Origin of the sequence: Segetibacter sp. 3557_3 (genome assembly GCF_004354985.1) — a bacterium.
In the GTDB taxonomy this organism is placed as follows: domain Bacteria; phylum Bacteroidota; class Bacteroidia; order Chitinophagales; family Chitinophagaceae; genus Segetibacter.
Genome location: NZ_SMSK01000002.1, coordinates 186729 through 207830, shown reverse-complemented (window position 1 = coordinate 207830; position 21102 = coordinate 186729). Strand labels below are relative to the sequence as shown.

Sequence of the window (21102 nt, the reverse complement as noted above, 5' to 3'; positions counted from 1 at the left end):
AAATAGAATTAACGGTTTCATGGTTTTGAAAATCATTACCCAAGCACTGTTGCAATAAAGCACCAACAGTAAACCGTTAGCCACGAAAGTAGGCGTAAAGCTAGTCCAAACGCATTAAAAAAATATAAAAGCGGCTACGTTAACGGTTCACTAACCGGCAACTCACCCCCCTTTGAAGGCCGGGATATCGCCAATAGACCAATAAAAGTAAGAAAACCGTTTAAAACCAATAATTCAAGTCCTATCTCGTAACCGTTGAAAAGTCTTTTCTGATTGATGTCAACGAGGTAAGATATAATCGGAGCAGCAATACACACAAGCGGCACCAGGTTGCCTTTAATTACCCGCTTTGTAATTAATCCAAAGGTAAATAGACCAAGTAACGGTCCATACGTATAAGCAGCAACCTTTAAGATAACCCCGATCATACTTGGGCTGTTAATCCATCGAAATACCAGCACAAACACCAGGAATATCAATGCAAAAACAAGGTGTACGTTTTTCCTGGTTTTATTTTGTTGCGCTTCAGTAAAACCCTTACGACGCTTGATACCCAGAATATCGATGCAGAAAGAAGAAGTAAGCGCTGTAATGGCACCATCCGCGCTGGGAAATAAGGCCGAAATAAGGGCAATGATAAAGATGACTGATACAAATGGAGGAAGATGATGAAGGGCAATTTCAGGAAACAGTTTATCACCAGTCGCGGTAACACCAAACTGGTCGGCATAGAGGTATAGCAACCCGCCCATAAAAAGGAACAGGCCGATAACCACCAACATGATAAAGCCAATCGTCACCATGTTTTTTTGTGAGTCTTTCAACGTTTTTACCGATATATTTTTCTGCATCATTTCCTGGTCCATACCCGTCATCGTGATCGTGATGAATGCTCCCGCAAGTACCTGCTTTAAAAAAAAGAACCTGCTCATCGGGTCACTGAAAAAGATCTTGCTATACCCCTTGTCCGACAGTTGTTGTAAGCTTTCACCAAGGCTGATGTTGAGCGAGTTCAGAATATAAATTGTACAAATCACCAAGCCCGCAAGCATACAGGTAGTTTGTAGGGTATCCGTATATACAATGGTTTTAACCCCGCCTTCGTAAGTGTACAGCAGGATCATAATCAGGATCACCAGGGTGGTTAACCAGAACGGAATACCGAATTCGGCTAGAATTGCATCCTGGAGGATCTTGACCACCAGGTATAAACGGGCAGTCGCACCCAGCGTTCTCGATAATATAAAAAACGATGCTCCTGTTTTATACGACGAAAAACCCAGCCTTGTATTCAGGTAATTATAGATAGAGGTAACGTTAAGGGCATAATACAGCGGAAGCAGCACATAGGCAATAGTCAGGTAACCCAACAAGTACCCTATCGTTATCTGGAAGTATGCAAACGACTCTACTTTTACCGCTCCCGGAACCGACACAAACGTTACACCACTTAACGAAGTTCCTATCATACCAAATGCAACAAGCATCCAGTTACTACTGCGATTGCCGATGAAAAAACTTTCATTGTCACTATTCCGGCTGGTATACCAGGCAACACCTAACAAGAGAAGAAAATAAGCAATTACAAAAGAGAACAACAGTAGTGGAGACATACGGCCTTTTAAATTTCGGTGGGTGAAGGGTTTGAAAAGTAGTAAATAATATTGACCTAATATTGCGGCTTATAAAATGAACGACAATGCAATATAAAGCCATAGCTGTTTTTTGTGGTTCCAAAAACGGAACTAATCCAATTTTTAGTGAGCATGCCGCACAGTTGGGTAAGTTGATGGGCGAGAATGGAATAAGGCTCATTTACGGGGGCGGCCGAAAAGGACTTATGGGCGCACTCGCAAACGGTGTTATGAGTAATGGTGGAAAAGTTATGGGTGTCATCCCTGAACTGCTCATCGGCTGGGAACACCAACACGAAGGTATCACCGACTTGCAGGTTGTTGAAGACATGCATACCCGCAAAAAGATCATGTACGACATGTGCGATGCTGCCATTATATTACCTGGTGGATATGGCACAATGGATGAAATGTTTGAGATGCTCACATGGAACACCCTGAACATTCATAATAAAACACTCATCATTCTGAACTCAGGCGGTTTTTACAATCACCTTATTGCTCATATCGAACAGATGTCAGAGGTCGACTTCCTATATGAAGAGTGGAACAAAAGGATAGCAGTGTACAACTCGCCCCAGGCTATCTTCGACGCTTTGGACCGAGGTATACATTAAAACCGGTGCGCAGCACCGGCAACCTGCTCCTGATGGCATTGCCATTATTATCAACATAGCTGTTGATGTAGGGCGAATTCGAATTGTTTGCAAGATCAAACATGAGTACCGTAAAAAATCCTGACTGACCGATTACACGACCGCCATAACCAACACCTGCCAGGAAACTCGGCGCTTCCAGCTTGTACCGGTCGTCAGGTCCTCCCGCTTGCACAAACCGGTTTCGGATTGTGCGGCGGTTATACTCCGGTAAAGCCTGCAGAAAAAAACCTCTGAATGCGTGCACCCTTACGAAAACACCTCCGCCATACGTTGTGCTCCGTTGGCGGTAACCAAAATTATATTCAGGACGTATGGTAGTGTAGTTGAAATTCGTTGATAAACCGGCATCAAGCCAGTTGGTAATACTATATCCTACCTCCGGATTTGCACCCACGTTAAATACCCCGCTTCCAAGACCCAGACCTAGACTCGCCCCTATAAAAACCCGCTCCTTCTTAAAACCACGGGGCTCATCTTCAATATATTCTCCTTGTGAAAATGCCGGTGAACACACCATAATAACTGCAAGTAGGGTCAGTAACTTTTTCATATTATATCTGTCGTTTTTTATCGCAGGCTGCAATACATCGAAAGCTAATGATTATAACTGCAATAAGCACACAAATATCTGTCGCCGGCAAAACGGCAAAGTGTTAAAATTTTCTAATTATACTATGCCGCTTTATTGATATACGAAGCACATCGTATATTTGATACGAACTAATTCGTAAGCCAAACTAAAACCTCCACCATGAAAAAGTTGTTCTGCCCCACCAGGATCGTTATGCTACTTGCAACGATAGCATGCACCATTTGTGTTGTTTCGTTTCGCCAGAAAAACCCGGCCCAACCAGACTCCTTTCGCACCCAAACAAATAAGGATACCACCACACCCAACAAACGGAGTGGGGATGCTGATGTACTTCGAATGGACCAATTAAATGAATCGATGAAACAGCTTGAAGTTCAGATGTCGAAACTTGAAGAACAGATGAAGCAATTGGACTTTCAAAAGATGCAGAAAGAAATCAACGCCTCACTCTCTGCCATCGACGCGGAAAAAATTAGTAAGGACGTGGAAAAAGCAATGAAAAGTATTGATTGGAAGAAAATGGACGCAGAACTTAAGGAGTCCATGGCAAAGGTGAAAGAAGTGGACATGGAAAAGTTAAAGGCCTCACTTGATAACGTTAGAACAAAACTTGATCGCGAACACTTTAAGGTCGATATAGATCACCGGAAAATACAGGAAAGTGTTTCAAAAGCCATGGAAAAAGCTAAGGTGTCCATGGAAAAAGCAAAGGTGGAGATGGAAAATAGCCAGGCTTGTATAAACGAACTGGCGAAGGATGGATTGATCGACAAAAACAAGGCTTACAATGTAGAAGTAAAAAATAATGAGCTTTACATTAACGGCACCCTGCAATCAAAAGAAATCAGCGAGAAGTACCGGAAATTTTATAAAAGAGGCAACTTCTCAATTCGCAATGATGGCGGCAGCAAAGGCAAAGACTGGATATAAACGGTCCCACATAAATGTTGTTTTTTTTTGGTGACCAGCAGTAATTGGTTTTTGGAACATCGTTGCCACGCTCGCTTGTACCGCATAACTTTCTTGAGCAAGGCTAACCATTTACCCTGATGTACAGGAACCAATAAAGTGGATACTGATCAAGAGAGGAAGTCATGTTGCGAATAGCATACTGCGCATTGCTTAATGAACTACACCTTACCGTTGCAAAAAGAGGCTGCCCCATAATTGAGACAGCCTCTTTCTGTACCCGCAGATAAAAATCGGTGAAACGAAATATTAGATGCAATTAGTTCCACGCTAGTAATGAGCCAGGATAAGCTGTGGCAATATTCTTCCTTAACAAGTCAACTATCAGGGAACTAAAATCGTACGGCGGGACATTTTAGTGGCTGGCTAACATCAAGTAAACCTTGTTTAACAATTGAAATTTCGTAGGCACCCCTGGTTTGGTTGTACCTGCTCAGGCCCGAAGTGGTTGCATCATAGCTAAAGGTTAGCTTATAGGTGCCTTTCTGAAAACCCACAACCGGAACAATAGCATCTTTTACGCGATAGTAAGCGCCTAAGATCAACTGTGCATCGCCGTCCCCCGTAAGGTCGCGTTGAGCATTTACACCCGCAACCACTTCCCATGCGGTGGCCATTGTGCTCACATATATGTTGGGGTTTACGATCCAGAGATCATTTACCTTAAAACTACCATTTAAAAAGGTGGTGTAACGCCTGCTGATCCGCTGATCAAACGTGTCGGAGGAAGAGAAACTTTCACGTGGACGATTGATGTTCGACATGCTTATGCCAGCATTCAGGTAGGTATTATCATTTGGAAAATAGGCGTAATTCAATCCGGCCTGTAAGGAAAAATAGTTGATCTGGTTTGTGATAAAACCTTCTCCACTTGGGGTTGACACGTCGAAGAACTTGCCGTTCCATTGATTATCGAAGGTGAGCTTAGTAAAATCAACCCGTTTATTCACCCAACCCACGTTGAAGCCGGCACTTAACAAACTTCCTAGTCCAAGTGCCTGGTGGTAAGCTACAGAACCAAATGCACGTGTGGAAGTGAGGTTACCCGAGCCTGCCACATCGCGAAGCAATGCCCCGCCTACCCCCAACCAGCCATTCTCAATCCTTTTTCCCAAAACCTGTGCATCCCCATAAAGGCTAAAAGTTTTGTAGGGATTGCCCCCCAGACTCGCCCACTGGTTGCGATAATTAATTCCAACCCGGTAATCACCTTCAGGGGTAAAACCGGTATTTGCCGGGTTTACAAGCAGTGGTGCATTGAAATATTGTGAAAAGTGAAGGTCCTGCGCCTTTGTTGTTACAGAAGCTGAGACAAGCGCAAGAGCAATCAGTAAAGCTTTATGATTAAGTAGCTTTTTCATAGATCGGTTATAATAGTGTGATATCCCCTTTTTTCTGGGTTCTTTTTCCGTCGGTAAACTCTACATCCAGTACATAGTGATAAACCTCTTTTGGCTGGCGGCTTCCTCTGTAAATGCCATCCCACCCTTCGTTACGGTTTACTGTTTGAAAAACAAGTGCTCCCCACCGGTTGAAAATTCGCCAGTTCATTTTAGCAATTCCAAACCCGCGAACAAAGACCTTGTCGTTTATGCCATCCCCGTTTGGTGTAAACGCATTTGGAATATCGAGAACGGGAACAACTATCGCTTGTAAATCCTGGCAGGTAGTATCGCGGCATCCGTACTGGTTTATGGCAACAAGGCAGGTGGTATACTTGCGCGTTTCGTTATAATAATGCTGAACCGGCAAGGTCGAAGTGGTAAGCAAGGTATCCCCATCGCCAAACCGCCACAGGTAGCTGGTGGCACCAATTGAGGTATTGGTGAAAACAACAGCAGTATTTTCAAGTGGGGGATCAGGTGCATAACTAAACGATGCGACCGGCTTCTCGCTGACAGTAATGGTAAACGTGGTGCTGTCGGAAATGTTACAGGTAGCGGAGTCAACTGCCCTCAACCTCACTACAAACGTTCCTGGTGTATTGTATTGATGGGTGGGGCTTGTTTGTGTGGAAGTGGTTCCATCACCAAAATCCCAGAAAAACTGCTGGCCGCCTGCCGATGTATTTTCAAAGCGTGCATTGTACGGCGCACAACCACTTGGCGGGGTCTGGAAGGCAGCAGCTACGTTTGGCGAGATCCTGATTTGTCGAACAACAGAATCGGGATAGTTACAATAATTGGTATCGAGTAAAACGAGTCGAACCGTGTAGGTACCAACACCTGGAAAGGCATGGGTTACGCTCTGCGATCCGGTGATAACCGGTGCTGAGTTGTCGCCAAAGGTCCATTGAAAAGAATTGTTGGAGAACGGCCTTGTTGCTGGTGCTGTTGAGGTATTGGTAAACTGGTAGGTGGTTGACTGGCACGGCGGGATCTTGGCCGATGTAAAATCAAGCTTTGCTTCGTCGTTTCTTACCCGGATGGTGGTAAATGAAGTATCGGTGATGTTACAGGTAGTGGAGTCAATAGAGATGAGCCTTACATTGTAAGTACCCACTGCCGTAAACGTATGTGAAGAGGAAGGCACGTCTGTTCTAACCTCGGGAGAACCGTCGCCATAGTTCCAGTAGAAGCTTACACCGGTCGCGATGGTGTCCGTGAAATCAACGGTGAGTGGCACACAACCAGAATTCCTCCTGGCTACCCCCTTCACTGCCGACTGCACGCCCGAACCTACCCCTGCAAGATTAAAAGCAATTTTAACGGCAGCCAGGTTACAATTTGACGAGCCATTTGTAGGCGACCAAACCCCCGGTGTTGTAGGAAATGTAACTGTGGGAGTATTACAATTTGCACATAAGGCCTGGTATATAACCCCGTTTCGGTCGAAGCGGCTCGTTCCACCATCCACGTGCTCACCTCCTGTTTGCGTACTAAACTGGCCGAAAAAGCTTCCATATAATTGCGCGGTGGCATCGCGCTTAAGCACAAAAAAGTAAAAGTCGCTGTTGTCGGTCGTAAGCTGAAGCGCATCGGGAGTTACGGTAAGCCCGTTTGTACCCGCATTGTCGTAGCCACCATTTCCTGGCCCCGAACCTGAAGCGTCGTTAAGTTGTCCACCCCAGCCTGATACGTAAACGTTTTGGCAACGATCAACAAGAAAAGCCACCGGCGAGATATTGGGAAACACGTTACTGGTGCCAAAGATGGTTGAATACACCAGTCCTGAAAGGTCGGGCCTTATTTTGGCAATGTACTGTTTGGAGCCCGGCTGGCTAAATGCAGCGTTGAGTACCGGCCATTGACCAGTTGTTGTACCCATGATATAAGGAAAACCAAAGTTGTCGAACTGGAGCCCGTACAACATATCATTACCTGGGGTACCCATGTAGCTGGTTTTTATCAGGGTGCTGCCATCAGGAGAAACGATAGATACAAATCCGTCGCATTGCCCTTGTTGGTAAGATACCTGGTAAACCCCGGTTTTATCACCGGGCAGGTTAGGGCTTGTGGTATTTCCGCCAACATACACGTTGCCATTAAGCGGATTTAAGGCAAGCACAAAAAGGGCATCATCACCGGTTCCTCCCAGGTAACTGCTAAACAAAATTCCACTTAGGTTTGGCGTCGCCTTTATCAGTACTCCATCCTGGCGCCCACCGCCGATAGTTGTTTGTGTTGGTTGAAATGATCCGGGAGTGGTGGGAAAGTTGTTGGCAACCGTGGCACTGATGGATTGTGTATTTGATGCCAGGTAGATATTTCCGGCAGCGTCAAGAATAACTTCGCTTCTAGAGTCGTCGCCATAGTTCCGGCGAATGGTTTCAGAACCACGCGGGGTTTCGTATTTAGGCCGAACGTTTACCCCGTCGCGTTGGGTACCGCCAATCTTTAGGGAGCCGATCAAAGCCGTACCGGTTGCATTAAGTTTAGTAAGTATAATATCGTAATCCCCTCCTGCTCCAATAATCGGAGATGTAGTAGGATAGTTTGTCGAATTTGTTCTTCCTCCAATAACAAGGTTGTTCTGATTGTCGACAACAAGACTATGGGGGTAATCCTGGCCACTTCCACCAAGGTAAGTGGCATACAACCGGGTTGATCCGCTGGGATTAAACTTTATGATGCCCATATCCCATGGTTCTTCACCACCCGCCTGTCCACCCTGGAAATTGGTTTGGAACGCACCGGTGCTTACGGGGAAGCCGGTGCCATTTACTGTTCCGCCTGCATAAAAACTTCCGTCAGGTCCATATGTAGCTGTGTAGCCCCAATTGTCTCCCTTGCTGCCGCTAAACGTTGAAAAAACAAGGGTTGGATCGATTACTAATGGGACCGTTTTATCATAGTTTTCCAGGTTGAACTGAACTACTTTTCCGGCAACTTTAAAACGGCAACCAACTTCTTTTTTCTTGCCATTGATCACCTGGTAAGCATAAGGAGCCATTTCCTTCATTTCGCCAACTGAAGTTGAAATAACCAACTGTTCGTTTTTTACCTGTAGTCCGTCGACACCATCATACCGGACCGCCAGTTTCGAAAGATCAGCGCCAGCATGCGCAATTACGTCGTATTTCAGTTGACCATTGCTGGTGTAATACCTTACGTCGACACCGGGGTACATATTCTTGTAAGTGACCGCCTGGAAAATGCGGCAATTGTTAGCCCACTTAGAAGGATCGTTGCCAATAAAGTAGTTGTTGTAGCTCTCAAGCGGTTTATCGCCGACGATTTCTGGTGAACCCGCACTTAAGAATTGTACATCGTAAGCATGTGAGCGGAGTATTTTGGTGGGCTTTGGTGCGGCGGCCCCTTTAGCCGTAACTACCGGGTCTTCTGAACCATGAGCATGACCATGAAAGTATTCTGCCATTTCCTGCAGGTCCTTAATGTTATGTTGCACCACCCTGAAACCATGACGTTCCAGGAAAAAAGCCCCGGCGCTCATATCGCTTTTGAACTGTACCCTTGGATCCCATTGGCCTTTGTTCTCAATGAATTCGATGTTTGAATAAGACTGTGAATAAGAAGTATGGTAAACTAAGAGAAGAAGAAAAACACAACCGGATAATAGGGGACTTTTCAATCAGGAAATTTTTTAAAAGTTACAACTTTAATACGGTAAAAATGAATGTGCCGGTTCAGATAAGCGGGTTAGCTGGTCAGGTAATGCGGGTGCAGACTAGTTACGAAATCTTGCTCCAGGCAGTCTTTCCTTTTTGCATTACAAGAAAATTCTTTAAAGGAAGATTCTCGACCGAATTTAAGTCTTCGTCCCTGTTCAGTAAACTTTCCGCTTCAATTTTAGCGTTTTCTAAAAGTTCTTTATCGTTGAGCAGACTCGCGAGTTTAAAGTTTAAAACTCCGCTTTGCCTGGTGCCTTCGATATCACCGGGGCCTCGCAACTCGAGATCTTTCTCTGCAATTTTAAAACCATCGTTTGTTGCACACATGATCCCGATTCGCTCACGCGCCTCATTACTTACTTTGGTGCCGGTGAGCAGCACACAATAGCTTTTTTCGGCACCGCGTCCTACCCTTCCGCGTAATTGGTGCAACTGAGAGAGACCAAACTTCTCCGCACTTTCAATTACCATTACCGTAGCGTTGGGTACGTTTACACCAACTTCAATAACGGTTGTGCTTACCATGATTTGAGTATCACCGGATACGAACCGTTGCATGTTGGTTTCTTTTACATCGGCTGGCTGCCTGCCATGAACCATACTGATCCAGTACTTTGGCTCAGGAAAGTAGGCCTTCACGTGCTCGTATCCATCCATCAGGTTTTCATAAGCGAGCGACTCACTCTCTTCAATTAGCGGGAAGATGATGTAAGCCTGGCGTCCCTTATCAATTTCGGAACGGATAAAGTCCATCACCTTAATACGGTGCATTTCGTTGCGGTGTACCGTAGTAATCGGGTGCCTTCCCGGTGGCAGTTCGTCCATTACACTATAGTCCAGGTCGCCGTAAGCTGTCATCGCGAGGGTACGGGGAATTGGTGTTGCCGTCATTACGAGTACGTGCGGATGGATCGCGGCTTTTGCCCAGAGCTTTGCCCTTTGCGCAACGCCAAAACGGTGCTGTTCGTCGATGATGGAAAGCCCTAGCTTTGAAAACTTCACGGGGTCTTCAATCAACGCATGCGTACCGGTAACCATATGCAACGAACCATCTGCAAGCTGTTTAAGTATTTCCCTTCGCTCTGCCGCCCGGGTACTGCCGGTAAGTAACCTGATGTTCACGGGCATCTCCCTTAACAGGTGCTTTATACCGTGAAAGTGTTGGGTCGCCAGGATTTCAGTAGGCGCCATAATGCAACTCTGGAAACCGTTATCTGCAGCCAACAGCATGGTTAAGAGGGCAACAATCGTTTTGCCGCTGCCTACATCGCCCTGCAAAAGGCGATTCATCTGGGTGCCTTTAAAGGTATCTGTCCTGATTTCTTTTAAAACCCGTTTTTGCGCACCGGTGAGTTCGAACGGGAGGTGATTATTGTAAAAGTCGTTAAAGTATTCGCCGACTTTTTCAAATACAACACCCTTGCTGTACCGGTGTCGTCGAAGCCTGGTAATACCAAGCCTGACCTGCAGGATAAACAGCTCCTCGAATTTGAGCCGTTCCAGCGCGTTTTCATAGGCCTGCTGATCTTTGGGCAGGTGAATAGATACAAAAGCTTCGAACCTTGGCATAAGCTGACGGCGTGAAAGGACCGGATCCGGCAGGTTTTCCTGGATGTCTTTCGCGGAGAGCAAGCCGATTAAAACAGCAGTGAGCTTGCCGATCTGTTTGCCACTAAGACCCCGCGCTTTGAGTTTTTCAGTTGTGGGATATATGGGCTCAAGATGACTTTTACCATCGGCCATAGCAGGTACAAAAGCCTCAATTTCGGGATGGCTGATCTGTGGCTTACCATTAAAGAAACTAACCTTGCCGAATACCAGGTACTGACTGCCTGCAACCAGGTTTTTCTCGGCCCAATGTATGCCCTGGAACCAACACAGTTCAAGACTTCCCGACTTATCGCGAAGCCCGGCAACCAATCGTCGGCTTCGGCTATCGCCGAGAATAGACAGGTTTTCCAGTTTACCGGCTACCTGAATGTACTCAGTACCGGGGTTGATGTCGGAAATCCGGGAGATGCGGGTACGATCGATGTGCCGGAGCGGGTAGTGCTCCAGCAGGTCGCCAAAGGTGAATATGCCAAGTTCTTTCTTGAGCATGTCGCCTTTGAGCGGCCCAACGCCTTTAAGGTATTCAATCGGGTTGTCGAGGATCGAGGGAGACGTAAGCTGTTTTTTTGTAAAAGTAAGAAAGCAGTTCAATTGTTCGCGGTTAGCTAAACATAGCAAACCTGTGCAAGTTCCTCATGTTGGTGGTCTGTAGTTTCTTTCAGGACAACAGGGCTGTAGAAAGGAGCCTGCAGTTGACCCCTTTTTAGCCGGTCATAACAGGGGATCTGTTTTAGAGCTGCAATTGCAATAACAGCAATGGCCGGGTGAATAGCCCTGTTGCCGTAAGAGTGAGTGACACAACCGGGGCTCCGCAAAGTTCTTCAGCCGGTCCCCCAAAAAAAGAATATGCTCAGGAGCATTATATTTCTTCGTGAGCAAGAAACTACTCAGCGGGCAATGATGCAGGAAAGGTAAGTTTACTGCTACTCAGTATCCCTTCCTGGAATTGTACGTAAAAACTCCTCCTGTTTAAGCCCCCGCCTTTTTATCCATTGCTTATCTTCGTCGTTTTCTATGGAAGCAAAAAAAACAATTGTAATGAGCGGTATCAGGCCTACCGGCTTTTTACACCTCGGTAACTATTTTGGAGCCATTCGAAACTACGTGCGTATGCAGGAAGAGTTCGAATGCTTTTTTATGGTGGCCGATCTTCACTCGTTAACAACACATCCCGACACAAAAGAATTAAAGTCTAACGTACACCGGGTTCTTGCCGAGAATATTGCTTGTGGACTTGACCCGGATAAGGCTGCGTTTTACTGCCAGAGTCATGTTTATGAAACATCGGAACTCTACCTGCACCTGAATATGCTTGCGTATAAGGGTGAACTGGAGAAAACCGTTACGTTTAAGGAGAAGGCCCGGCAACATCCTCAGAACATCAATGCGGGACTGCTAACGTATCCTGTGTTGCAGGCCGCGGATATACTTATTCACCGTGCATCACTTGTTCCGGTGGGCAAGGACCAGGAACAACACCTGGAAATGGCGCGTACTTTTGCAAACCGGTTTAACCATCGATATGGTGATGTGTTTCCGGAACCAATGGCTTTCAATTATAGTCAGGAACTGGTAAAGGTGCCAAGCCTTGATGGCACCGGTAAAATGAGTAAAAGTGAAAACCAGATGGCAACCCTTTACCTGGCAGACAGTGATGAGATGATCAGGAAAAAAGTTATGAAAGCAAAAACGGATAGTGGCCCTACTACACCCGGGGCCGAAAAGCCGGATTATATCACGAACATATTCCTTTTACTAAGACTGGTTAGCACACCCGACGTGTTGGGCAAATTTGAATCAGATTACGACAATTGCTCCATCCGATATGGCGACCTAAAAAAACAACTTGCCGAGGACATGGTCAACTTTATTGGTCCAATACGTGAAAAGGTGAACGCCATTATGAACGACGAGAATTACCTTAAAGCGGTTATGGAAAAAGGTGCGGCCAAAGCAAGGGAGAGCTCGCGGGCAACGATGGCACTTGTACGTGAAGCGGTGGGCCTGAATTACTTTTAGCAGACACCCTTGAAGCTCCTTATGATTTTTTTGTTTTCCTTTACCAGCATTAGCATGCAGGAACCACTAACATTATGGCAAAATTGAAAAAACCAAAACACATTGCAATTGCTGGTAACATAGGAGCAGGCAAAACAACTTTAACCGAAGCACTGAGCAAGCATTATAAATGGATACCACAGTTCGAGGACGTTGCTAACAATCCCTACCTGAACGATTTTTACGAAGACATGCCCAGGTGGAGTTTCAACCTGCAGATCTATTTCCTGAACAGCCGCCTGAACCAGCTACTCGAAATTCAACGGGGAACAGAAACCATTATCCAGGACAGGACGATTTACGAGGACGCGAATATTTTTGCACCGAACCTGCACGATATGGGACTGATGAGTAAGCGTGACTTCGACAACTACTACCAGTTTTTTCAAACCCTGAAGTCGATGGTACAACCTCCCGACCTGTTGATATACCTGCAGGCAACTGTTCCAACACTGGTGGGGCAGATACAAAAACGCGGCAGGGAGTACGAAGAGAATATCCGGTTGGACTACCTGAAAAAACTTAACGATTATTACAACAAGTGGATAGGCAGTTACAAAGAAGGCCCGTTGCTGGTAATTGATGTGGACAAAAACAAGTTTGGAGAAAACGACGAAGACATGGGCGACATCATAAATAAGGTAGACGCTTTGCTTTTTGGATTGTTTTAATAAATGTTACCGTTGTTTCAATAAAAACGCCCGGCACTTACCGGGCGTTTTTATTATCTGGCTTAGTTGATTAAAGGAGCAGCATTTTGTATTTCGGCGCTGACGCCATCCTGGTACTTCCGGAAATTATTCACAAACTCCATAGCAAGCGCGCTGGCTTTATGATCGTAAGCAACTTTATCCTGCCAGGTATTTCGTGGGTTTAAAATTTCTGACGGTACGCCAGGACACTCGGTTGGGATCATCATCCCAAACACGGGATGGGCCTCAAAGGGCACGCTGTTGAGCTTATCGCAAAGTGCAGCTGTGATCATTGCGCGGGTATAGGCAAGCTTAATTCTTTGCCCAGCCCCATATGCTCCGCCGCTCCAACCAGTATTGATCATCCACACGTTCACACCATTTTCTTTTAACTTCCGGCCAAGCATTTCTGCATAGAAGCCAGGATGTAAGGGCAGGAATGGCGCACCAAAACAGGCACTGAATGTCGACTTCGGTTCTACAATCCCGGTTTCGGTACCAGCAACTTTTGCAGTGTAGCCACTAATGAATTGATACATGGCCTGAGCTGGCGACAGTTTACTGATCGGGGGCAGGATGCCATACGCATCAGCAGTGAGAAAAAAGATATTGCAGATGTTATGGCCAACAGAAGGCTCAAGGGCATTACTGATAAATGATAAGGGGTAGCTCACCCGGGTGTTTTCGGTAATGCTTTTATCAGTAAAATTGATGGTATTTGTGCCAGGGAAAAACCGGGTATTTTCTACCAGCGCGCCCTGCCTGATCGCATGAAAGATCTCAGGCTCTTTATCTTCACTAAGGTCAATTGTTTTTGCATAACAGCCACCTTCGAAATTGAATACCGTATCATCGGTCCAGCCATGTTCATCATCTCCGATAAGCATCCGTTGCGGATCGGCGCTGAGGGTTGTTTTACCTGTTCCGCTTAGTCCGAAAAATATTGCCGTATCACCTGCGCTGCCTACGTTGGCGCTGCAATGCATACTTAGCACATGATCGTTGTAAGGTAGTATAAAGTTGAGAACGGAAAATATACCCTTTTTAATTTCACCGGTATAACCTGTGCCGCCGATTAAGACCATCTTTTGTTCAAACGAAATGATGGCGAAGTTGTGTTGACGGGTACCATCAACAGCAGGGTTGGCCTTAAAGCCGGGTGCGTGGATAATGTGCCACTCCGGTTCGAAGCTTTCTGCCTCTTCCTCGGTTGGCCGGATGAACATATTGTACACAAAAAGATTACTCCACGGATTTTCGTTTATAACACGAATGTTTAGCCGGTATGCAGGATCTGCACAGGCGAAAGCATCACGTACCCATATTTCTTCTTTGGTGCCAAGATAATCTATGACTTTTTTCCTAAGCTTTTCAAATTTATCCGGGTCGAAGGCAATGTTGAAATTATTCCAGTGAACGGCATCTGCGGTAATTTCATCCTTAACAATGAATTTATCCAATGGGCTTCTGCCGGTAAACTCACCTGTTTCAACCACCAAGGCCCCGCTATCACTAAGTCTTCCCTGGCCAAGCGCAACGGATTGTTGAACCAGTTCTGCGGAAGAAAGTTGGTAATGGATATTGGTTGCAGCAGATAACCCGGTTTTTAACAGGTTCCGGGTTGGAACCATAATGGTAGGAATGGACATATGCAAGCGCAGGTTTAGTGGAAAACAAAACTATTACTTTTTGAATTCATCTAATAGCCCGGTGGAAAACTGTCCAGAAATCGAAAATCTCGAATTATTTACCTTCTTTTTAGAAAGCTCACTAACGCTACGGCCTTCCACATATAAAACACACCTGAAATTAACGCCTGATTCTTAAACATTAATCATGTACTACCCGGCGGGTTCACTCCACCGATATCCATTGATCTCTATCCCGGCCAGGTCGAGAACCCGGTCTACAACGGTGGCAACAAGTTCGTCTATGTTGGTTGGCCGGCTGTAGAATGAGGGCGTAGCCGGACATATAATGCCACCAGCCAGGGTTATGGCTTCCATGTTGCGGATATGTACCAGGTTGTATGGTGTATCACGAAGCAGCAGGATTAATTTCCTCCTTTCCTTAAGCACAACATCTGCGGCCCTGGTCACCAGGTCGTCGCTGATGCCGTGGGCAATACGACCAAGTGTGCCCATACTACATGGAGCAACGATCATAATATTGTAGCGGGCGGAACCTGATGCAAAGGGAGCGAAAAAGTCGTTCTTTTCATAAAATGGCAATGGGTAATCACGATAACTTTCATTACCCAGTTCCGTCTTCCATACGTCCTTCGCATTGTTACTCATCACTACCGCCAGATCTTTGTATTGCACCCGTTGCAAAATCAGCTTATCCAAAAGCTGTTTTGAATATATTGAACCGCTGGCCCCGGTTATAGCGAGTACAATCTTGTTTTCCATGATAGAGTGTTTGAACCCAAACAAATTTAATCGCTTATCAGTTCACCTCCCGTGTACTTATTGGTTCTGCTTCAAGATATGGGTGGGTATAATTATTCTTTCAGGTCCATTGCAACTTAAGCAATGCTACCCGCATCTAATAATTGGTCTTTCATAGAATATTGGATTAAAAACGGGGCTGGATTTCTATCCTGGCCCTTTTTTTTTGCTCACCCGCTACCCTGTTAATTTCTCCCCGGCTGCCATCAGAGTTTTGCACAAACCTGCTGTATCTCCCTTAACACTTTACATTTACTGTGAATAACTTTTTTTGCTGGTGTTAAAAATAAAGTTAAATGCCATGTTGGTAGAGCGTGACTAAGGATGTATGCTTAATTTGTTAGCTATGGGTAGATTGAACGGAACACTCATCATTGCAATGCTGGCCTGTGCCTGGCAGCCTGTGATGGCCAGTCCTGCAGGTCTGCCTGGCGACACGTTGAAGCCTGTAGTTGAAAGCAGGGACAGCGCTGCCATTGGCATTGTACAAGTAAGCGGTAAGAAAAACCCAGGTGGGGCGCAGATCGACTGGAACATTCCGGTTGGTGACGACCTGAAACAGGTTAATATCCAGTACAGCACCGATGGAAATCATTTTACCACCATTAGCACAGCCAGAGCAGGAACAACTTCATTTAAAGACGACTGGCCTTCCAGCCGCTCAACGGCTTATTACCGGCTGGAAATTTTGCGAGATGAAAAACCTGCAGCATACTCTGCCATTGTTGTAATATCAACAGAGAATTCCTCTTCATACATTCTACTGCAAACCAACCCTATTTCCCAGGTTGCAAAACTCAAAATTTCAAGCCTCACCGCGCAAATGTTTTCTGCCGAATGGAGAACCAGCCAGGGAACCCTTATCCAGTCACAACCATTCCAGGTTTCCGCAGGGGTGAACCTTATCCAGCTACAGGCGCCCGACGATCTTATTGCCGGCAATTACTACCTACGGGTAATGAGCGAAGACAAAAAACAACGTCAACTATTTCGCATTGTTAAACAGTAGGGTAGAACGATTAGCGGATTACGGATTGGCGGATTACGAATTAGTGTATTCCAAATACACAAATGGTAAAATTCTGCACGCAATGCTCCGTTCATCAATGGTGTAGACACTTCTTCCCAGCACTTGTGAAAATCAGCAAAGGTTTATTAGCTTGGCAGTTAAACGACCCACATGCGAAATTTTCTACTTGCCCTCATTATACTTTGTACGAGTATTTCGCTACAAGCACAACTCACCACCATACCCGAAGGCGGCAACAAAAAGGCGATGGTTGGCGAACAGATTGGTCTCACCGAGATTGTCATTCACTACAACAGGCCTGCGGTAAAAGGCAGGGAAGGTCAAATCTGGGGAAAGCTCATTCCACATGGCTTTAATGATCTTGGATTTGGCCCAAGCAAAAAAGCACCATGGCGTGCAGGTGCAAACGAAAACACGACCATAATGTTTAGTACCCCCGTAAAGGTTGAGGGGAAAGAACTGCCGGCAGGAAAGTACGGGTTTTTCGTAGCTACGTCACCTGAAGAATACACGTTGATTTTTTCAAAGAATTCAACAAGTTGGGGCAGTTTTTACTACGACGAAAAGGAAGATGCACTTCGGGTAAATGTGAAACCCATTCAGCAGAACCAAAGTACAGAATGGTTGAAATACGAGTTTACTGACCAAACTCCAAACAGCGCCACCATTAACCTGGTTTGGGAAAAGATCAGGATCCCATTCAGGATAGAGGCCGATATTCACAAATTCCAAATGGAGTCATTCAAACGTGAATTAAGAAGCGATAAAAGCTTTAACTGGACATCCTGGAACGAGGCCGCACGTTATAGCCTCGAAAACAATATCGACCTTGCACAGGGATTGGAATGGGTAGACCAATCAATAGGTACCCCGTTTTTTGGCCAGCCAAATTTCCAAAACCTGTCGACAAAAGCACAGATCCTTGCAAAAATGGGCAACAACAGCTCCGCCGACAGCATAATGAAAATGGCGTTGCCAATGGGAACAATGAACCAACTGCATGCTTATGCAAGGCAGCTGATGTCGCAGAAAAAGCACAAAGAAGCCTTCGACGTATTTAAGCTGAACTACGATAAAAATCCTAACACCTTTACCACCAACATGGGAATGGTTCGCGGCTACTCCGCAACAGGCAATTATAAGAAGGCATTGGAATTTGCCCGGAAAGCACTTCCACAGGCACCAGATCCGGGCAATAAAGTCAATATCGAAAATATGATTACAAAGTTGGGGGAAGGCAAAGACATTAACCAGTAAGGGCAGAAGTCAAAAAAATAAAAAGTCATAAGTAAAAATGAAAACGTGGAAATACCCTGGAATGGAGCCATTTGACTTTGCAAATGGAGGTTAACCGATAGTTCTAATACCCGGTAAAAAGCCCCGCCGACAATTGACCATCATGCCTCGTTTGGGAAGCACGTTGGACACAATGGCATACGGAGGTTACAACTTCACGACAAATTTCAACTTAATGGAGGGTAGAAATTAATTGAGAACCTTTTGAAGCGTGGCATAGAGTTGTTCGCCACGCAGGTCCCTGGCGATAATCTTTCCGCTGGGATCAATCAACATATTGGTAGGAATACTCGAAACCCCATATAGTTGCGCAACTTCATTTTGCCAGTACTTAAGGTCGCTTACATGTGTCCAGGCAAGGTTATCGTCTTTAATTGCCCGCAACCAGTTCTCTCTCGATTGGTCAAGTGAAACGCTCAAAATGGTAAAATTTTTATCCTTGAACGAATTAAAGGCATTAACCACCGCAGGATTTTCTATCCGGCATGGCTTACACCAACTCGCCCAAAAATCTACCAGTACATATTTCCCCTTAAATGAAGAAAGACTCACGGGCTTATTGGCGGTATCGGCCTGTGAAAATTCAACGGCCATAGTTCCGGGAGCCCCGGGCTTGGGATGTTTTGCCTCGTAAATGGCAGACTCTATCTGGGTTGCATACAGGGTATTTCTGGCAGCAGCTGTTAGCTTATTGTAGCGACTTTCAAGTGCAAGACCATCCCCCGCAACCTGGCTGGTGATCAACAATATGAATGTAGTTACAGGCGAAGCGGGTTTCTCCTGAACAAAGGCATCCACCTGAGTCACCAGTATTTTACGTTCAGTTTCGAAAGCGGCAACCAGTGAATCACGTTTAACGGCATCTCCAGTAACCCTGATGTTATTGGCTATTTCGTTCAGCCGGTTTTTAATTGGGTTAAACCGCGTTTCGTACAATTCATAATCGGTGTGTACATCAGAGCCGGAAACTTTTACATTTTCGAGGTCGTTGATGTTGCCCGTTAAGGTTATTGATTTGTTCTCGAGAAAAAGGTCAACCTGCTTTTGAATACCTGTAAATGAAAGCAGGTAGAGGTCGGGATAAGGTGTTTGGCCCTTGAGTGTAAAAGCCCCTTTTTTAGCGTACCCGACAGCAAACATGTTGTTTGGGTTCGAAGGATGGGATAATAAAACCATTGTGCTGTCAGGGAGTCCCTCTACCCGGCCATTGAGTATTAATCCTTCCTGTGCTTTGGGGGCTGTTGCCTGCTTAGCTTTGGAAGCAACCGAAGATTTTTGCGCCTGCGCCAGAACCGGGAAAAGGAGAACCAATAACAGTTTTTTCATATCACTTCGAATGGCGCTGCTGCAAAATTTCAACAACGTCTCGCAATTTATAGCCTTTTGCGTTAAGCAAAAGTAAATAGTGAAACAGCAAATCGGCTGATTCCTCGAGAAACAAGGTATCGTTCTGATCCTTTGATTCTATCACCATTTCTACAGCTTCCTCGCCCACTTTCTGCGCAATTTTGTTAATCCCTTTTGCAAAAAGCTTTGCAACATAGGATTCATCCGGCGATGCTTTTTTTCTCAGGTCAATAATGTGTTCAAGATGCAAGAGAAAATCATCCGGGTGGTTTTTTTCGCTAAAGCAGGTATCGGCGCCGGTATGACAAACGGGACCCGTTGGCTCGGCTTTAATCAGCAGGGTGTCGTTGTCGCAATCAATAAGAATTTCTTTAAGCAAAAGAAAGTTCCCGCTCTCCTCTCCTTTGGTCCAAAGCCGGTTTTTTGACCGGCTGTAAAAGGTAACCCTTGCAATTTCTTCCGTTTTAACGAGCGCTTCTTCGTTCATAAAACCAAGCATAAGCACCTTGTGCGTTTTAAAATCCTGCACAATTGCTGGAGCAAGTCCGTCGCTATATTTCGAAAAATCTATATTCACAATTGTTTTTTTGGTTACCGGCAGTGGATCACTGGTGGTCTTTTGTTGCCCGCCCGCTCCGCATTCGGACGGGTGTCACTCACTTGTACAGTTAATACAGGTGGCGGCTTTGCGGAGTACAAGCCAAACCCTACAGGCGTACATTGATACCGCGTTGGTGCAAATATCCTTTTAAATCGGGTATCGTTATCTCTTTGAAATGAAAAATGCTGGCGGCGAGTGCTGCATCGGCACTGCCTTCCGTGAATACATCCATAAAGTGATCCATGGTACCACCGCCGCCCGAAGCAATCACCGGTACGGGTAGTGTTGTTGATAGTTCACGGGTAATATCAAGCGCAAAGCCTTTCTTGGTACCGTCGTTGTTCATGGAAGTCAGCAGAATCTCCCCCGCTCCGCGCTCAACGGCTTCCCTGGCCCAATCGGTACAAAGCGTTTCGGTCTTCACCCGTCCGCCGTTCAGGTATACGTACCAGTGGCCATCTTCCTCTTTTTTGGTGTCGATAGCCAATACCACGCATTGCGAACCGAAGGATCGGGCAAGATCGTTTAGCAGTTGCGGGTTCCTGAATGCTGCTGTGTTTACTGAAATTTTATCGGCACCATTTTGCAGCAGCACACTTACATCTTCCACGCTGCTGATCCCTCCGCCAACAGTAAAGGGGATATTGATCTTGTGGGCAATCCGGTTAACCAGCTCGCTAAGGGTTTTGCGTTTTTCAACGGTAGCGGTGATATCAAGAAATACAAGTTCATCGGCACCCTGTTGTGCGTACAAAGCGCCAAGCTCAACGGGGTCGCCGGCATCGCGAATGTTTTCGAAATTGATCCCCTTTACTGTTCGGCCATCTTTAATATCCAGGCAGGGAACAATGCGCTTGCAAAGTCCGCTGTGCAGTTGCGAAGCTTCAAGCTCCTCCCGAATTGTTATGTCGCCTACAGGATCCATCATGTTTAGTTTTAAGCTTTAAACCAGTTGAAATTAGCAGGTAAAATGTTTTGTTAGTAACAATCAGCTAAGTCGCGAGAAGAGGCGAATAATGCTTTGAAGTAAAAGAGTGCGACGCAACGATGTTCCATAGTAATCCAGAAGATGGGTCCATAAAAATTGCTTTA

At 45.7% G+C, this 21102-nt stretch carries 16 protein-coding genes; 6 read left to right on the top strand and 10 right to left on the bottom strand.

What is annotated here, in order from left to right; all coding sequences use genetic code 11:
* Positions 1-134 precede the first annotated feature (134 nt).
* Positions 135-1613, bottom strand: a complete 1479-nt coding sequence (locus EXU57_RS05200) for a sodium:solute symporter (protein WP_133267119.1) — start codon at positions 1611-1613, stop codon at positions 135-137.
* A gap of 86 nt (positions 1614-1699) precedes the next feature.
* On the opposite strand from EXU57_RS05200, the gene EXU57_RS05195 reads away from it, so the two are divergent.
* Positions 1700-2251: a TIGR00730 family Rossman fold protein gene (locus tag EXU57_RS05195; protein WP_133267118.1), complete on the top strand. Its 552-nt coding sequence runs from the start codon at positions 1700-1702 to the stop codon at positions 2249-2251.
* Here the strand turns inward: EXU57_RS05195 and EXU57_RS05190 are convergent.
* Positions 2217-2843: a hypothetical protein gene (locus EXU57_RS05190; protein ID WP_133267117.1), complete on the bottom strand. Its 627-nt coding sequence runs from the start codon at positions 2841-2843 to the stop codon at positions 2217-2219. The genes EXU57_RS05195 and EXU57_RS05190 overlap by 35 nt on opposite strands.
* Before the next feature lie 201 nt (positions 2844-3044).
* On the opposite strand from EXU57_RS05190, the gene EXU57_RS05185 reads away from it, so the two are divergent.
* Entirely contained in the window at positions 3045-3815 is a 771-nt protein-coding gene (locus EXU57_RS05185; RefSeq protein ID WP_133267116.1) for a hypothetical protein, read from the top strand.
* Positions 3816-4186: 371 nt separating this feature from the next.
* On the opposite strand, the gene EXU57_RS05180 is transcribed toward EXU57_RS05185, so the two are convergent.
* The 3 genes from EXU57_RS05180 to recG form a co-directional block, all read right to left on the bottom strand.
* Complete coding sequence (locus tag EXU57_RS05180) at positions 4187-5215, bottom strand: PorP/SprF family type IX secretion system membrane protein (protein ID WP_133267115.1); 1029 nt, start codon at positions 5213-5215, stop codon at positions 4187-4189.
* Positions 5216-5222: 7 nt separating this feature from the next.
* Positions 5223-8885: a gliding motility-associated C-terminal domain-containing protein gene (locus EXU57_RS05175; RefSeq protein ID WP_243745516.1), complete on the bottom strand. Its 3663-nt coding sequence runs from the start codon at positions 8883-8885 to the stop codon at positions 5223-5225.
* 100 nt (positions 8886-8985) lie between these two features.
* Positions 8986-11127: an ATP-dependent DNA helicase RecG gene (gene recG, locus EXU57_RS05170; protein ID WP_133267114.1), complete on the bottom strand. Its 2142-nt coding sequence runs from the start codon at positions 11125-11127 to the stop codon at positions 8986-8988.
* Positions 11128-11574: 447 nt separating this feature from the next.
* Here recG and trpS point away from each other — a divergent pair, with 447 nt between their 5' ends.
* Both trpS and EXU57_RS05160 read left to right on the top strand, forming a co-directional pair.
* Entirely contained in the window at positions 11575-12555 is a 981-nt protein-coding gene (trpS, locus tag EXU57_RS05165) for a tryptophan--tRNA ligase (RefSeq protein ID WP_243745515.1), read from the top strand.
* A 74-nt stretch (positions 12556-12629) separates the two neighbouring features.
* The gene (locus tag EXU57_RS05160) at positions 12630-13265 is read left to right on the top strand and encodes a deoxynucleoside kinase (RefSeq protein WP_133267112.1); all 636 of its coding nucleotides are present in this window, start codon (positions 12630-12632) and stop codon (positions 13263-13265) included.
* Positions 13266-13327: 62 nt separating this feature from the next.
* Here the strand turns inward: EXU57_RS05160 and pckA are convergent, their stop codons facing one another.
* Entirely contained in the window at positions 13328-14935 is a 1608-nt protein-coding gene (gene pckA / locus EXU57_RS05155) for a phosphoenolpyruvate carboxykinase (ATP) (protein ID WP_133267111.1), read from the bottom strand.
* Positions 14936-15127: 192 nt separating this feature from the next.
* Positions 15128-15697 (bottom strand): UbiX family flavin prenyltransferase, encoded by a 570-nt coding sequence (locus tag EXU57_RS05150; protein ID WP_133267110.1) that lies wholly within the window; start codon positions 15695-15697, stop codon positions 15128-15130.
* 385 nt (positions 15698-16082) lie between these two features.
* Here EXU57_RS05150 and EXU57_RS05145 point away from each other — a divergent pair, with 385 nt between their 5' ends.
* Positions 16083-16745: a T9SS type A sorting domain-containing protein gene (locus EXU57_RS05145; RefSeq protein WP_133267109.1), complete on the top strand. Its 663-nt coding sequence runs from the start codon at positions 16083-16085 to the stop codon at positions 16743-16745.
* 171 nt (positions 16746-16916) lie between these two features.
* Positions 16917-18023, top strand: a complete 1107-nt coding sequence (locus tag EXU57_RS05140; protein WP_133267108.1) for a DUF2911 domain-containing protein — start codon at positions 16917-16919, stop codon at positions 18021-18023.
* A gap of 228 nt (positions 18024-18251) precedes the next feature.
* Here the strand turns inward: EXU57_RS05140 and EXU57_RS05135 are convergent, their stop codons facing one another.
* The 3 genes from EXU57_RS05135 to hisF all read right to left on the bottom strand — a co-directional run bounded on the left by EXU57_RS05135 (position 18252) and on the right by hisF (position 20938).
* A complete protein-coding gene (locus EXU57_RS05135) occupies positions 18252-19388 on the bottom strand; it encodes a TlpA disulfide reductase family protein (protein ID WP_133267107.1) in 1137 nt (378 codons plus the stop codon).
* Between the two features lies 1 nt (position 19389).
* Positions 19390-19986 (bottom strand): bifunctional phosphoribosyl-AMP cyclohydrolase/phosphoribosyl-ATP diphosphatase HisIE, encoded by a 597-nt coding sequence (gene hisIE, locus EXU57_RS05130; RefSeq protein WP_133267106.1) that lies wholly within the window; start codon positions 19984-19986, stop codon positions 19390-19392.
* A 130-nt stretch (positions 19987-20116) separates the two neighbouring features.
* Positions 20117-20938: an imidazole glycerol phosphate synthase subunit HisF gene (gene hisF, locus EXU57_RS05125; protein ID WP_243745514.1), complete on the bottom strand. Its 822-nt coding sequence runs from the start codon at positions 20936-20938 to the stop codon at positions 20117-20119.
* Between the last annotated feature and the right edge of the window lie 164 nt (positions 20939-21102).